This is a genomic window from Flavobacterium sp. FG19 (assembly GCF_057809475.1).
On record NZ_JBMDKA010000026.1, the window covers coordinates 48,738 to 64,431 of the forward strand.

Annotated in this window: 15 protein-coding genes and 1 tRNA gene; 3 read left to right on the forward strand and 13 right to left on the reverse strand. The window is 35.7% G+C overall.

Going from position 1 to position 15,694, the window contains the following annotated elements:
• Position 1: 1 nt before the first annotated feature.
• The 11 genes from ACODST_RS21840 to hisS all read right to left on the reverse strand — a co-directional run bounded on the left by ACODST_RS21840 (position 2) and on the right by hisS (position 10,977).
• On the reverse strand, positions 2-799 hold the full coding sequence (locus tag ACODST_RS21840; protein WP_488934207.1) for a Cof-type HAD-IIB family hydrolase: 798 nt from the start codon (positions 797-799) through the stop codon (positions 2-4).
• 186 nt (positions 800-985) lie between these two features.
• A complete protein-coding gene (locus ACODST_RS21845) occupies positions 986-1,801 on the reverse strand; it encodes an alpha/beta hydrolase (RefSeq protein ID WP_488934208.1) in 816 nt (271 codons plus the stop codon).
• 43 nt (positions 1,802-1,844) lie between these two features.
• The gene (locus ACODST_RS21850) at positions 1,845-2,459 is read right to left on the reverse strand and encodes a hypothetical protein (protein WP_488934209.1); all 615 of its coding nucleotides are present in this window, start codon (positions 2,457-2,459) and stop codon (positions 1,845-1,847) included.
• A 39-nt stretch (positions 2,460-2,498) separates the two neighbouring features.
• Positions 2,499-3,164 carry a DEAD/DEAH box helicase gene (locus ACODST_RS21855; protein WP_488934210.1) on the reverse strand — a complete coding sequence of 222 codons (666 nt, stop codon included), beginning with the start codon at positions 3,162-3,164 and terminating at the stop codon, positions 2,499-2,501.
• A gap of 99 nt (positions 3,165-3,263) precedes the next feature.
• The gene (locus ACODST_RS21860) at positions 3,264-4,427 is read right to left on the reverse strand and encodes a sigma-54-dependent transcriptional regulator (RefSeq protein ID WP_488934211.1); all 1,164 of its coding nucleotides are present in this window, start codon (positions 4,425-4,427) and stop codon (positions 3,264-3,266) included.
• Between the two features lie 197 nt (positions 4,428-4,624).
• Entirely contained in the window at positions 4,625-5,941 is a 1,317-nt protein-coding gene (locus ACODST_RS21865) for an ABC transporter permease (protein ID WP_488934212.1), read from the reverse strand.
• A 72-nt stretch (positions 5,942-6,013) separates the two neighbouring features.
• Positions 6,014-6,958, reverse strand: a complete 945-nt coding sequence (locus ACODST_RS21870) for an ABC transporter ATP-binding protein (protein WP_488934213.1) — start codon at positions 6,956-6,958, stop codon at positions 6,014-6,016.
• 160 nt (positions 6,959-7,118) lie between these two features.
• Positions 7,119-8,228, reverse strand: coding sequence for a molecular chaperone DnaJ (gene dnaJ, locus ACODST_RS21875; protein ID WP_488934214.1), 1,110 nt, complete (start codon positions 8,226-8,228; stop codon positions 7,119-7,121).
• A gap of 77 nt (positions 8,229-8,305) precedes the next feature.
• Positions 8,306-8,884, reverse strand: coding sequence for a nucleotide exchange factor GrpE (locus tag ACODST_RS21880; protein ID WP_488934215.1), 579 nt, complete (start codon positions 8,882-8,884; stop codon positions 8,306-8,308).
• Between the two features lie 351 nt (positions 8,885-9,235).
• Positions 9,236-9,309: transfer RNA gene (locus ACODST_RS21885), tRNA-Trp, on the reverse strand.
• Positions 9,310-9,549: 240 nt separating this feature from the next.
• Positions 9,550-10,977, reverse strand: coding sequence for a histidine--tRNA ligase (gene hisS / locus ACODST_RS21890; protein ID WP_488934216.1), 1,428 nt, complete (start codon positions 10,975-10,977; stop codon positions 9,550-9,552).
• Positions 10,978-11,154: 177 nt separating this feature from the next.
• Between hisS and ACODST_RS21895 the strand changes: the two genes are divergently transcribed.
• On the forward strand, positions 11,155-12,399 hold the full coding sequence (locus tag ACODST_RS21895) for an ABC transporter permease (protein ID WP_488934217.1): 1,245 nt from the start codon (positions 11,155-11,157) through the stop codon (positions 12,397-12,399).
• Positions 12,400-12,504: 105 nt separating this feature from the next.
• Here the strand turns inward: ACODST_RS21895 and prmC are convergent, their stop codons facing one another.
• Both prmC and ACODST_RS21905 read right to left on the reverse strand, forming a co-directional pair.
• Positions 12,505-13,359 (reverse strand): peptide chain release factor N(5)-glutamine methyltransferase, encoded by an 855-nt coding sequence (gene prmC / locus ACODST_RS21900; RefSeq protein ID WP_488934218.1) that lies wholly within the window; start codon positions 13,357-13,359, stop codon positions 12,505-12,507.
• 56 nt (positions 13,360-13,415) lie between these two features.
• Positions 13,416-13,913 carry a GNAT family N-acetyltransferase gene (locus ACODST_RS21905; protein ID WP_488934219.1) on the reverse strand — a complete coding sequence of 166 codons (498 nt, stop codon included), beginning with the start codon at positions 13,911-13,913 and terminating at the stop codon, positions 13,416-13,418.
• 128 nt (positions 13,914-14,041) lie between these two features.
• On the opposite strand from ACODST_RS21905, the gene ribD reads away from it, so the two are divergent.
• Together ribD and ACODST_RS21915 are read left to right on the forward strand one after the other, a co-directional pair.
• Positions 14,042-15,091 (forward strand): bifunctional diaminohydroxyphosphoribosylaminopyrimidine deaminase/5-amino-6-(5-phosphoribosylamino)uracil reductase RibD, encoded by a 1,050-nt coding sequence (ribD, locus tag ACODST_RS21910; protein WP_488934220.1) that lies wholly within the window; start codon positions 14,042-14,044, stop codon positions 15,089-15,091.
• Positions 15,084-15,686 (forward strand): HAD family hydrolase, encoded by a 603-nt coding sequence (locus ACODST_RS21915; RefSeq protein ID WP_488934221.1) that lies wholly within the window; start codon positions 15,084-15,086, stop codon positions 15,684-15,686. The genes ribD and ACODST_RS21915 overlap by 8 nt, the downstream gene beginning before the upstream one ends.
• Positions 15,687-15,694: the final 8 nt, after the last annotated feature.

Genomic DNA, 15,694 nt, shown 5'->3' on the forward strand with positions numbered 1-15,694 from the left:
TTTAATTTAGAATATATTTTTGCACTACTTCGGCCACCCCGTCATTATTATTGGATGCTACAATTAAATCGGCTTTATCACGCAGTTCCGGTGTCACATTATCTACCCAGACACCAAGTCCGGCATATTCGATCATGGTCAAATCATTTCCGGCGTTTCCAACCGCGATAATTTCACTTTGAAGAATACCAAGTTTTTCTGCCAAAAGTTTTAAACTCGCCGCTTTATCAATTCCGTTCTGCGCTGCTTCAAGAAAAAAAGGTTTTGACATTGAAATACTTAAATGCGGCATCACTGTTTTTAAATCTTTTTCAACTTCCTTTAAGTAGGCTGGATTCTCCAGTAAAATACATTTTACGGCAGGTCTGTCAACATAATCTTTAAAACTAGTCACTTTGTGATGTACCATTCCGGTAATTTCCTTTTCAACCTCTATATACTCCGAATCAGTTTCACTTATGATTTCATTATCCAAATACGTAATAATGTGTGTTTTTGTTTTCAGACTGTAATCGTATAAATCATGAATCTGATCTACAGTCAGTTTCTGCTCAAACAAAATTAAATCGTCTTTTACCCTGCTGATGATAGCTCCGTTAAACGAAATCATATAAGAATTATCAAGTTCAAGTTCCTTTGCATAAGCGGTCATCGCAGAAGTAGGACGTCCTGACGCCAAAACGATATGCACGCCTTTTGCTTTGGCTTCTAATAGTACTTTTTTATTACGGTCCGAAATTCTGTGGTCATCTGTCAACAAGGTATCATCCATGTCCAGAACTAACATTTTGTATTGCATTTTTATTTTAGTTTTCAGTCTCAGTAATAGTGTACAGTCCCAAACCGGGAACGGTAACTAAAAACCGAGACTCTTTAATTTATTCTAATATAACTTTTAAATCCTTGCAGAAATCTTCGTCTTCATTCATCACATAACTTACACTCCCGCACTGAAAACTGTGACTGAAAACTGAGACTCTTTAACTTATTGTAATATAACTTGTAACTCCCTCTGAAAATCTTCATTTTCATTCATCCCAATATGTTCCTGATTTTTTAACGGATAAAAATGGGCCTTTTCTTTTAAAAGTTCTTTTAAGCGTACCGAATTATCAAAAGGAATCAACAAATCCTGTGTTCCGTGAAAAATATAAATGGGTGATTTTACTTTTGGGAGGTAAATATTGGTTTCCAGACTAAACTTTTTCATAAAATCCGGAAACAACGGAACTTTTGAACTGGACAGTTCTAAAAAATTATAATACGGAGACTGCAGAATAAGGGCTTTAGGTTTATTCTCTACTGCCAGTTTGGCGGCAAATCCGGAACCAATAGAATATCCGGCAATTATAATGTTATTTTCAGAATATCCTGAAGAGACAGAATGATATACAATCGAAATATCTTTTGATAATTGTTCTTCATTTTCAATTTCACCTTCACTTTTCCCAAAACTTCTGTAATCTAAAATAAAAATATCATACTCTAAAGAAGTATATATTTTGGCAATTCTGCCCCAGGTTTCCAGTGTTCCTGCATTTCCATGAAGATAAAAAACCAATCCTTTTGAGTGTTCCGCTTTAAACAGCAGACCGTTAAGAATACTTCCGTCAAACGATTTGATATTAATTTCTTCAAATTTCTGCTGGTAATCAAATCTATAATCTTTAGGCAGTCTGGAACTGTGAAAAACAAATGCAGCCTGATTAAAATACACGTAGGTAATCATTAAAACATATACAATCAGAAAAAAGCAGAGCAGTACGATTGAGAAGAATTTAATGGTTTTAAAAATTTCCATACGTTACAAATACAAAATTGATTATGAGATTTTAAGTAAAAGTTTATTCTGCCTTCTGATATTCATAAGTAAGATTATAATCGGTGCCGGCCCAAAACAGAAACAAAAAAGCACCAGTATTACTTGATGCTGTATTTATCAACAGATTTTGATTTTTAGTCAGCCCAATTCTTCTTTTATTATTGTTGCAGCCGCCAAAAAAATACGGAATTCCGGTACATTTCAAAAACGTATTATCCAGATAAAACATTCCCTTTTTTATTTTACCCGAAAGAACTGTATCCTTAATAATCACAGAATCTTCGTAGACTTTTAGGGAGATCATATGAGGATTCTGAAACTTAAGATCCATCACGATGCTGCCTGCCGCATTCTTTTTTACTATTACACTGGCGGCATTCCTGTTTAAGAGCACCTTGTAAGCATTATCTTCCCGCAGCGAATCAGTACTTTTCTCTGAATTCTTAATGGTTCCGTGAGTATTATAGGGATATTTTAAAACCGGATTAAGTATGTAGGTTCCTTCAAGTTTGGTAATGTTTTGTAATTCCAGATCCTCCAGGTTGTTTCGAAATGATTTCTTTGAAAAACTGGCACAGCTAAAAAGGCTGACACTTAAAACTATCACAAGCAAAAAATGCAGATATCCTGTTCTCATACGATTGTTTTTCAATTACAAATCAGGCAGTATGGTTTATTATTCTTCCTCCTGAATTTCACCTTCTTCTTCGTCCAGTTCCTCTTCGCCCTCTTCATCCATATCAAACAAATAAGGTTCAATTAGTATTTTATCTGCTAAAATTTCGATACGTTCTGTTAATGACTCGGCAAAAATCAATCGCTGGGTTTTGGCAATACTGTTTGAAATACGCATAATTTTAGGTTCATGACGCAATTTCAAAATCGGATCGGCATCATCCAGAATAAACATTTTTAAACGGTTTACATTGTAACCGGCTGTACTAAACATATCGTTGAGTTTCGTTGGCGTTCCAATTAAAACATCAATTCCGGTTGAAACGTAATTTTTGTCATAGTCCATGTCACCTTTGTCATGTACACCGTATACTTCAAGATTGGCATATTTACCCAATTTCTCAAAAAGTTCTGTCATAGCCAGGACCTTTTCTTTGTCTTCTACAATAATTAAGGCACGCGGCGATTCTTCATTTTTACCTGTCAGCTGCTGAATCACATTCAGTACAATTGTGGTAGTTTTTCCGGTTCCTTTTGGAGAAATAATCACACAGTCAGCACCACTTTTAATAGTCGAAAACGTTTCCAGCTGCAAAACATTCGCTTCTGTTAACCCCTCTTCTATTAATCCGTCCTGTAACCTTTCGTTTATCTTTTTTAATTTCATTTTTTTTAGCTTTAAGCTATAAGCCATAGGCCGTAAGCAAAAGTTATCTATATTTTAAAAGCTTAAAGCCTAGAGCTTATAGCCTGCAGCGCGAAGCCTTTACTTGCTTGCGAACATTTTTACATCTCCTTCAGAGATCTCGTTTCCTCCCAGAATAATTAATCTTTCAACTACATTTCGGAGTTCACGAATATTTCCGGTCCAGTCATATTCCTGTAATAATTGTATAGCCTGAGCCGAAAAAGCTTTAACGGCATTCCCCTGCTCTGACGCAATTTTCTCCGCAAAATGTTTTATTAAAGCCGGAATATCATCACGTCTTTCATTCAATGGCGGTACTTTGATCAAAATTACAGCGAGACGATGGTATAAATCTTCTCTAAAACGACCTTCTGCAATTTCTGTTTTTAAATCTTTATTGGTGGCTGCCACCACACGAACATCAACTTTAATATCCTTATCAGCACCTACCCTTGTAATCATACTTTCCTGAAGTGCACGTAATACTTTGGCTTGCGCCGAAAGACTCATATCTCCAATTTCATCCAGGAAAATAGTTCCTTTGTCTGCTGCTTCAAACTTTCCGGCACGATCTTTCACTGCCGATGTAAAAGCACCTTTTACGTGTCCGAATAACTCACTTTCGATCAATTCGCTTGGAATCGCCGCACAGTTTACTTCGATTAAAGGAAAACCGGAGCGTTCGCTTTTTTCATGCAGTTGATGTGCCACTAGTTCTTTTCCGGTTCCGTTTGGCCCGGTAATCAAAACTCTGGCTTCGGTTTGGGCTACTTTATCAATCATTAGTTTAATATGATTGATAGATTCACTGTCGCCGATCATTTCATAATTTTTGCTGACTTTTTTCTTTAGTATTTTATTTTCAACAACTAATTGTTTTTTGTCTAAGGCATTACGAACGGTATTTAATAAACGGTTCAGATCCGGCGGTTTAGAGATATAATCAAAGGCTCCTAAACGCATGGTATGAATAGCGGTTTCCATATCGCCGTGACCGGAAATCATCACCATCGGAATTTCAGGTTTTATCTTTTTTACTTCTTCTAAAACCTCAACTCCGTCCATTTTTGGCATTTTGATATCGCACAAAACCAAATCGTAATCGTTGTTTTTTATTTTTTCTAATCCCGCAGCTCCATCTTCAGCCTCATCAACCTTATACGAATCATTTTCTTCTGATAAAATTTTCATCAGAACTCTTCTGATCGCCGCTTCGTCTTCGATAATTAATATTTTACTCATTTTTTTTAAGGTTCAAAGTTGCAAAGGTTCAGAGATACAAAGTTTAAAATCTTTGCCGCTATGAGGCCTTTTAACCTGTTATATAATATTTTTTCTGTGCTTTGGTGCAATTCTTAAAGCCGCTTTTCTAAATTACTAAAAATTCAAATAAAAAACTTTGAACCTTTGTAACCCTGCACCTTTGCAACTTTAAAGAGCTAGTACTTCAGCCATTTATACAATTCTTTCCAGGTAGGTTTCTTGCCGTACATTAAAATACCAATACGGTAAATTTTGGCCGCGAACCAGACTACAAGGAAAAAGGCTGCAAACAATAATGATACCGAAATTGCAATCTGCCACCATGGTACGCCAAACGGAATACGCATTAACATCACTATAGGCGAAGTAAGCGGAATCATTGAAAATACGACAGCAACCGTTCCGTGCGGATCATTGACAACAGTGAAAAATCCAATATAAACACTCAGAATTAACGGCATGAGTATAGGCAGTAAAAACTGCTGTGAATCGGTTTGATTATCCACCGCTGCCCCAATAGCCGCATAAAAGGAACTGTACAGAAAATAACCTCCTATAAAATACACTATAAAACCAATTATAATACTGGCAATAGGCAGATTCCATAATTCGGCAATATACATTTGTGCTGATCCTGATAATTGATGCTGTGCTGTCTGCATCATTTCAGGAGAAATTCTGGCAGTTGGTCCAACATTGACACCAAAAAATGCCGAGGCGGCAAACATTAACCCCAAACCAATGACAGCCCAAATTATAAACTGCAGAATGCCAGCCAAAGAAGTTCCTACAATTTTACCAATCATCAACTGAAAGGGTTTTACGGATGAAATAATGATTTCAATAATACGGTTTGTTTTTTCTTCGATAACGCTGCGCATGACCATATTCCCGTAAATGATAATAAACATCATAATCAGATAACCAAATGCGCCTCCAATTCCGATTTTAATTTCATTTAAACCTTTTAAACTTTCTTCTCCGGAAGCTTTAATCAAATGAATATTAACTTTTGACTGTGCTTTCTGAATAGCCAGTGTATCCAGTTTTGCTTCTTCAAGATTTAATTTTGTAATTTTTTCTCCAATAATATCCTGTGTGTTTTCAATAAAAGAAATACTAGGGCTGTTATTGGAAATAAATTCAATTTTACTTTCTAAATCTTTGGAATTATTTGTTTTTGGAATGACAATTAATCCGTTAAAATTTTCTTTTGTAATACTGTCCTTTAAAGCTTTTACTTCGATTTCAGACAAATCGTAATATTTAAACTCAGCTCCTTTTTTATTTTCCTTTAAAAAATCTGAGGCAAAAATTCCGGTTTCGTCATGAATGGCGATACGTTTGGTTTCGGCTTTCATTGAACTCAGGTATCCAATAAAAACGGCTATCGCCACAAACAAAAGCGGACTCAGAAAAGTCATGACAACAAAAGATTTATTGCGGACTTTGGCAATAAATTCTCTTTTTATGATCAGCGAGATAATACTCATAAATATATTTTAATTTTCAAATTTCAAATCCCAAATTCCAACTATTTCTGTCTCAAATTTGGAGTCTGGAATTTAATTATTGGAATTTAATTTTTTATTTTCGGTAACTGTCTGAATAAAAATATCGTTTATGCTTGGTATTTTCTCTACGAAATGTGTTACCTGACCACGTTGTGTCAAAACATTTAATAATTCATTCGGCATTGCATTTCCAATCTCTATATTCAGTTTTAAATCATCATTTAAAGATTTAAAACTGGCCGGAGAAACGGTAAATTTCTGTGTAATATCATACATCAGGCCTTCAACATTGCTGGTCAGAATCCCTACTTCAAAACTATTGGTTCTGAACTGACGTTTTACATCGGCCACTTTTCCTTCTATCAGCTTATTTGATTTATGGATTAAAGCAATATTCTCGCAAAGCTCTTCTACACTTTCCATTCGGTGTGTAGAAAAAATAATCGTTGATCCCTGTTCTTTCAGGGCTAAAATTTCGTCTTTAATCACATTGGCATTAACAGGGTCAAATCCGGAAAAAGGCTCATCTAAAATGAGCAGTTTTGGTTTGTGCAGCACACAGACTACAAACTGAATTTTTTGCGCCATTCCTTTAGAAAGTTCCTGAATTTTTTTATTCCACCAGCCCTGAATCCCTAAGCGGTCAAACCAGTAATCGAGCTGTTTTTTGGCTTCGGCTTTAGAAAGGCCTTTCATTTGTGCCAGGTACAAACACTGCTCTCCTACTTTCATTGAACTGTATAAACCTCTTTCTTCCGGCAGATACCCAATAGTCTGCACATGTTTAGGCTGCAGTTTTTCGCCATCTAAAATTACCTCCCCGCTGTCGGGCATTGTAATTTGATTTATAATTCTGATCAGGGAAGTTTTTCCGGCTCCATTTGGACCTAACAATCCGTAAATACTGCCTTTTGGCACATTTAATGAAACTTCGTTCAGCGCTACATAATCGCCATATTTTTTTACGACTTTATGTACTTCTAATAAGTTGCTCATGCTGTTTTTTATATTTTCTTGTAATGGCCTTTTTTATTTTCACCAACAGTGCGTAAAAGTAAATAATTCGAGCCGAATCTGCATTATAATACGCAAAAAACCCATTCTTATAAACAGGAATGGGTTTTCATTTTTATTATCTTATTAAAAAAAGCTCCGATTAAGAGAACATATCTTTTACTTTTTCAAAAAATGATTTCTCTGATTTTTCAGGGCTTGGAACAAAATGCTCGTCATTTAAAGCATTTTCAAAGAATTGCTTCTGCTCTTTGTTTAATGTTTTAGGAGTCCATACATTTACGTGTACTAATAAATCACCGCTTCCGTAACCGTTTAAACTTGGGATTCCTTTTCCTTTTAATCTTAGGATTTTTCCGGACTGGATTCCTTCTTCTAATTTAATACGAACTTTTCCATTAATTGCTTCAATATCTTTTGAAGCTCCTAAAACGGCTTCCGGGAAACTGATGTATAAATCGTAGTGAATATTCTCCCCTTCACGTTTCAGTAACTCGTGTTCCACTTCTTCGATAGCTACAATTAAATCTCCCGGAATACTATTGCTTCCTGGCGCATCGTTTCCTTTATTAGAAACTTTTAACTGCATACCGTCTACAACACCTGCAGGAATTTTGATGGATACGGTTTCATCTTCCTGTATCATTCCCTGTGCATCTGCCTCAGAAGGTTTTTTATCTAAAATCTGACCAGACCCGCCGCATGAAGGACAAGTCGACGCAGACTGCATTCTTCCTAAAATGGTATTAGTAACACGCATTACCTGTCCCTGACCATTACAAGTCGTACAGGTTTTATACGAAACTCCTTTTGCCTGAACTTTACGTTTTACTTTTACTTTTTTCTCAACACCATTGGCAATCTCTTCTAAAGTTAGTTTTACTTTAATTCGAAGATTGCTTCCTTTAGCACGACGAGGACCTCCGCCTCCGCCTCCGAAACCGCCAAATCCGCCGCCAAAAATATCACCAAACTGGCTGAAAATGTCATCCATGTTCATACCGCCGTGACCGCCAAATCCGCCGGAACCATCAAATGCCTGATGACCATACTGATCGTATTTTGCTTTTTTCTGCGGATCACTCAAAACTTCATAAGCTTCTGCCGCTAATTTGAAGTTTTCTTCTGCCTCTTTGTCGCCCGGGTTTTTATCAGGGTGGTATTTTAAAGCACTTTTTCGGTATGCTTTTTTAATTTCGGCAGCATCAGCATTTTTTGAAATGCCAAGTATTTCGTAAAAATCTTTTTTCATAATTTAGGTTAAATTCCAACACTTAAAAATTCCAAATCACAATATTTTAAATTGACTTTCAGAACCTTAGTTGCCTTTTAGTTTCCAACAACAACTTTAGGGAAACGAATAATTTTGTCTCCTAATTTGTATCCTTTTTCGATTACATCAACAATTTTTCCTTTTAGTTTGTCAGATGGAGCCGGAATTTGGGTAATTGCTTCAGCAATATCAGCATTAAAAGCATCTCCTGCCTGTATTTCAACCTGCTCTAAACCTTTAGAAACTAAAGTGCTTTTCAATTTTTCGTGAATCAACTCAACACCTTTTTTCAAATTTTCATCTTCCGACTTGTTGATCTCTACCGCTGCTCTGTCGAAATCATCTAAAACCGGCAGCATAGCCAGTAAAACTTCCTGGTTGGCTGTTTTAAATAATTCCAGGCGCTCTTTTGAAGTTCTTTTTTTATAATTTTCAAATTCTGCGAATAATCTCAAAAACTTATCTTTTTCTTTGGCCAAGTCCTGAGCTAATTGCTCCTCAACACTTAATTCATCAACAATTAACTGCTCCCCATTAGCGTTATTCTCTATCGTTGCATCATCTAATTCCTGATCGAATTCTGTATTTTCCGTAGTCATATCACTTTTATTTTTAAAAATATTCTTAAACTTCATTTTTTTATTCTTTGTTTTGAATTACAAAAGTACTGCCAAATCTTATAAAATGTCAAATTGTCACTTTATTAATTATGAGACATTTAAAAACAGGGATACTCCCCTAAAATTTTATTATAATTTTAAGACTATTACGTTTTAGTTCTTGTATATTTGAACCAAAATATAACTAAATTATTACCTGTCAAAATTGAATTTAAGGGTTGGCCTCGGTCTCTAAATAATTATTAATTCAAGTTTACCTTATATTAAAAAAAGCTTCGCCTTTAGAGAGACGAAGCTTTTTTTTATGTTTCAACTTACTAAAAGCCTTTGATCAATAATTAACAACGAGTGTTATTTTATCCTGTTTGGCACGGGCGGAGGGATTCGAACCCCCATCAACGGTTTTGGAGACCGCTATTCTACCCTTGAACTACGCCCGTAACTTAGAGGCCGCAAATTAAAAGTTTTTTTTCTTCTCCGACAACTATTTTACAGAGAGATTTTAAAAGAAATTCCTTTAAATATGAGATATCCGAAGCAAAAACCTTTATTTCAAACAGTTAACCTATATTTTTATTTCACGCAGATTTTAAAAAGATTTAGGCAGATTAGAGCAGATTATTTTATATAAAATCAAATTAAATCTGTATAATCTGTGGCAAAACCTTCGTTTCAAATAGTTAATCTAACAAAGCATTTTTCAAACCTTCAAAATCAACAGAAACCTGCTCTCCTGTCACTAAATTTTTAAGTGCATAGGTATTGGAAGCAATTTCCTGATCTCCTGCAATTACGGCAAACGGAATCAAACGTTTGTCAGCATACTGAAATTGTTTCCCCACTTTTACATTGTCAGGATACAATTCTACTTTTATATTTTCCTGTCTTAATTTCTGAATGGCTTTAGAGGCATACAAAGCTTCTTTATCGCCATAATTCACAAACAGTGCTTTTGATGTTGCCGCAACGGTTTCCGGGAATAACTGTAATTCTTCCAGAACCAGATAAATTCGGTCCAGTCCAAATGAAATTCCAACCCCGCTCATATTTTTCAAACCAAAGATACCAGTCAAATCGTCGTATCTTCCACCGCCGCCAATAGAGCCTATCGAAACGGTTTTGGGTGCCGCCACTTCAAAAATAGCTCCGGTATAATAATTTAATCCACGTGCCAGAGTTACATCCAAATCTAAAACGGCAGTCGACAATCCTAAATCGGCAATATTGTCACAAATAAATTTTAATTCTTCAACCCCTTTCATTCCTTCTTCAGAAGAAGCTAATAATGCTGAAAGCTGACTGATTTTATCAGCAAAAGTTCCTGAAAAACTAAAAAGCGGCTGTACTTTTTCCAAAGCTGTTTCAGAAATTCCTTTTTCAATCATTTCCTTTTTTACACCGTCTTCTCCAATTTTATCCAGTTTATCAAGTGCAACAGTAAAATCAATTAATTTATCCGAAGCCCCTATAACTTCTGCTATTCCGGATAAAATTTTTCGATTATTTATTTTAATGGTAACACCTTCCAGACCTAAAGAAGTAAAAACAGCATCATACAGCTGCACCAGTTCTACTTCCTGCCATAGCGATTTTGAACCTACAACATCAGCGTCACACTGAAAAAACTCTCTATAACGGCCTTTTTGCGGACGGTCTGCTCTCCAAACCGGCTGAATCTGGTATCTTTTGAATGGAAATTCAATTTCATTCTGGTGCTGTACAACATATCGCGCAAACGGAACTGTTAAGTCATAACGCAATGCTTTTTCTGAAATTCTTCCTGTAAATTTATTCAGCTCAATTCTTTGATCAAGACTGATTGTTTCAGCTGAATTTGTCTGAAGTGCTTCAAAAGATTCCGGTAATTCAATTTTGTTTTTATTGAAGAAAAAATTACCTGAGTTCAGAATTTTAAAAATCAGTCGGTCGCCTTCCTCGCCGTATTTCCCCATCAAAGTATCTGAGTTTTCAAACGAAGGTGTTTCGATAGGCTGAAAACCGAATTTCTCGAAATTACCTTTAATGGTCTGAATAATATATTGACGTTTTGACACCTCGGCAGGCGAAAAATCTCTTGTTCCTTGTGGAATACTTGGTTTGGAAGCCATCTTTTTTATTTTAGATTTCTGATTTTAGATTTTAGATTCCATGAAATCTTAATTCTAAAAATACTTTTACATTATTTCTTTAACTTAAATCGCCTGCAAATATCTTACTTTTTAATAAATAATACGAGTTCGAAAACAAACTTGTAACAAAAACCGTATTTTCGTGACAAATTGGTCATGATGCTAAAATTATTAAAAGAAAATATCCGAATTGCTTTTGGTTCTATCAAAACTCAATTACTGCGAACCATTCTTACTGTTTTAATTATTGCTATCGGAATTACCGCTCTGGTTGGAATTTTAACTGTGGTAACTGCTCTTGAAAATAAAGTTTCAACCAATTTTGCCTTAATGGGCGCTAACACCTTTAATATTAACCAATACGAAAACACTGTTAGAAACCGTGGCGGAAACGAACGTGAAGTTGTCAATCCTATTATTTCATACCCGGAAGCCGTTGCTTTTAAAAACAAATATAAATATCCTTTTACTGAAACTTCTCTTTCTTTTACAGCCACTTCAAAAGCTGAAGTAAAATTTCAGGACACCAAAACCGATCCGGAAATTACCATAGTAGGAGTTGACGAACATTTTATTACAAATTCAGGTTTAGAAACCACCCTTGGCCGTTCTTTCAACCAGTTTGATATTGACAACAACACTTATTCCTGCGTGGTGGGTTCTGATTTTGAAAAAGGTTTATTAAAAGATGTCAATCCGATTGATAAAATCATTTCGATCAGAGGAGCCCGTTTTAAAGTAATTGGCGTTCTAAAAGAAAAAGGCTCTACATTTGGAAACAGTCAGGATTTACGGGTTTTAATTCCTATACAGGTAGCTAGATCACTGTTTACAGCTCCTAACATCAATTACACGATTAGTGTCATGGTTTCTAAAAAAGAACTTTTAGATGCCGCTATTGACAATGCTACTATTACGATGCGCAAAGTTCGAAAACTAAGTCCGGTTCGTGATAATAATTTTGGTATTGGCCGAAGCGATGATTTAATCAACCGAATTTTAGGAATCACACAATATTTAGACTGGGCTTCAGCAATTATCAGCATCATAACTATTTTAGGTTCTTCAATTGCCTTAATGAATATTATGATCGTCTCGGTAACCGAACGAACCCGGGAAATTGGGGTTCGAAAAGCTTTAGGAGCAACAAGAACAACTGTAGCTTTTCAATTTTTCATTGAAACCTTACTAATTGGACAAATAGGCGGTGTAGTGGGAATTATACTGGGAATGTCTATAGGATTTGTGATAGCAGCTGCTATGGGTTTTGGTTTTGTTGTTCCGTGGTTTGCAATTTTAATCGCTTTCGGAACCAGTTTTATGGTCGCCATTGTTTCCGGTTTATACCCTGCTGTAAAAGCCTCTAAACTCGATCCTATTGAAGCTCTGCGATATGAATAATTTTTTTGTATTCAGTCTCTGTTTACAAATAAAAACCATAACTAAATACTGAACTGAAAACTGTGACTGAGACTGAGAACTGCCACTGAGAACTGAGACTGAGAACTAAACACCAGCTTTTATCATACGGTCATTATCGTAAATATCTTTTCGCAGGTCTATATTTTTAAAATTCATCTTTTCGAGTAAATCAACCATTTCTTTTCCTAAATACTGATTGATTTCAAAATACAACTGCCCTCCTTTTAAAAGGTTTTTCTGCGCCAGTCCGGCAATTTTACGATAAAAAACCAAAGCATCATTATCATCGACAAACAGTGCTAAATGCGGTTCGTAGTCCAGGACGTTTCTTCTGATTTCTTCTTTTTCAAGATTACGGATATAGGGCGGATTGGAAACAATAACATCGTAATCATATTTCATGACTTCAAGCTCTAAAATATTTTTAAACATAAAAGTCACCTCAACATTATTCTGCAGGGCATTTCTTTTTGCGGTTTCCAGTGCTTTTTTCGAGACATCGATCGCATACACCTCTGCGTTGGGCAGATTTTTAGCCAATGAAACCGCAATACATCCGCTTCCGGTGCCAATGTCTAAAATTTTTATTTTTTTATTTTTTTGAACCGCTTTGTTTTCGCTGATAATCCATTCTACCAATTCTTCTGTTTCGGGTCTTGGAATCAGTACATTTTCGTTGACTTCGAAATCAAGTCCGTAAAAACTCGTTTTCCCAAGTAAATACTGAATAGGAACTTCTTTTTTTAATTGTGCCAATAATGAATTCCAAACCACAAAATCGGCCTCAGAGAAAGCCAGTTCATGGTTTAGTGCCAAATCTATCTGACGCAGCCTGTGTTTGTCTTCTAAAATTAAATAGAAAAAACTTTCCGCTTCGTACGCATCGTACAAAGGAGCTAACTCTTTAATAAACTGAGTACGATATTGTTTGATCTTCATTTTTTATGCTTTATCCAATTATTGTTTTCAAGTAAGTATTCTGCCGCCGCAAAATGTTACATTTCATTCTGCAAATCTTTCAACATCCATACCGGACAGGAATTGTGGCCGGTACAGCCCATTGGAGCATCTAAATATTTAAAACCCGATCTGGTATATAATTTCTGAGCCGCTTCCATAAACGGCATGGTTTCTATATAACATTTTTCAAAACCAAAATCTCCCGCCTGTTTCAAACATTCTTCCATCATTTTACTGCCAATTCCCAAACCTCTTACTTTTGGCAAAAAATACATCTTTTGCAATTCACAAATCTTCGGATCTCCATTTTCGAGAGGTGCAATTCCGGCACATCCCAAGATTTCGCCATCACTTTCCACCACAAAATAAACAGATTTAGGTTTACTGTATTCTTCAAACATTAAATCCAAATAGGGATCTTCGTAAGCCGTACCCGTTTTAGGGATTTCCATTTCATCAAAAACAGAACGTATTAATTTGGCAACTGCCTGATTGTCTTCTTTTTTAATTTTTCTGATATTCCAGTTTTTCATTTTCTGATTTGCCTATATCCTTACAAAAGTAAAAATACTTTTGCGATAGTTTCATAACATTTTGTATTGTTTCACAACTATACTCCCAGGATTTGACAGAAGCCTTAAAAATTAGTTACTTTTGCACCGTGAACATACATGAAAAACATATTAAACGATGCATCGAACTTGCTAAAAACGGGTTTGGAACGACTTATCCAAATCCTATGGTAGGAAGCGTTATCGTATATAAAGATACAATTATTGGCGAAGGCTGGCACAAAAAATCCGGTGAACCTCATGCTGAAGTTAACGCTGTAAAATCAGTAAAAGATAAATCACTGCTAAAAGAAGCTACTATATATGTAAGCCTGGAACCCTGCAGTCATTTTGGCAAAACCCCGCCCTGCTGTGATTTAATTATTACACACGAAATTCCGAATGTGGTGGTGGGAACTGTTGATCCTAACGAAAAAGTGGCCGGAAGAGGAATTAAAAAACTGATTGAAGCCGGAGCAAAGGTAACGGTTGGTATTCTGGAAGAAGAATGTAATGAACTTAACAAACGTTTTTTTACCTTTCATCAAAAGAAACGCCCGTATATTATTTTAAAATGGGCTGAAAGTCAGGACGGATTTCTGGCACCCGAAAAAGAAACAAATCCCGAACGAAAACCAGTATGGATAACCAATACCTATTCCCGACAACTGGTTCATAAATGGAGAAGTGAAGAACAGGCTATTTTGGCCGGAACCCAAACTGTAGTCGATGACAATCCTAAATTAAATGTCAGGGACTGGTCAGGAAATAACCCGGTGAGAGTAATTCTGGATCTGAATAACCGAATTTCAAAAGACAGCTTTATTTTTGACAACAGTATAAAAACCATAGTGTTTTCAAAATCTGATGAAAATTTTTCAACAGAGAATACTCTTTTTGAAAGAATTGATTTTAACGAAAACCTTATCCCTCAAATTTTAAAGGTATTGTATCAACACCAGATCCAATCGGTTATTATCGAAGGCGGCAGACAAACCCTGCAGTCTTTTATAGAGGAGAACCTCTGGGATGAAGCCCGTGTTTTTGTTGGAAAAAACAACTTTGAAAAAGGCACAAAAGCACCTGTCTTGTTAAAGAAAAACACCGTAAAAACAACGATTCAAAACGACGAATTACTATATATACGAAATCATGATTAATACTATAATTTTTGACTTTGGGGATATCTTTATCAATTTAGACAAACAGGGAACTATTTCGGGTTTGAAAAAACTGGGTATGACAGAATGGAATTCTGAATTTGACCGTTTGAACTTATTATTTGAAACCGGAGATATTTCATACGATGATTTTTTAGCCGGATTTCAAAAACAGCTTCCTGATGCTTCAATTGAAGAAATTCTGGAAGCCTGGAATGCCGTACTGGCTGATTTCCCATCGTATCGTTTGGAATTCTTAAAAGAACTTTCTAAAAAATACCGTCTGTTTCTATTAAGCAATACGGATTCTATTCATATTACTACATTTGAAAAAAGAACGGGAACTGCGTTTTATACTGATTTTTACAATTGCTTTGAAAAAGTTCATTTTTCGTTTGAAATAGGAAAACGCAAGCCAAACGCTGATTCCTACCAGCATTTAATAGACGAACATAATCTGAATCCGGACGAAATTTTATTTGTGGATGACAAAAAAGAAAACACGGATGCTGCGGCAGAACTTGGGGTTCATGTCTGGAATCTGCAGGTCGGCAAAGAAGATGTAGTGGATTTATTCAACAAAAACATACTTTAAAAATCACT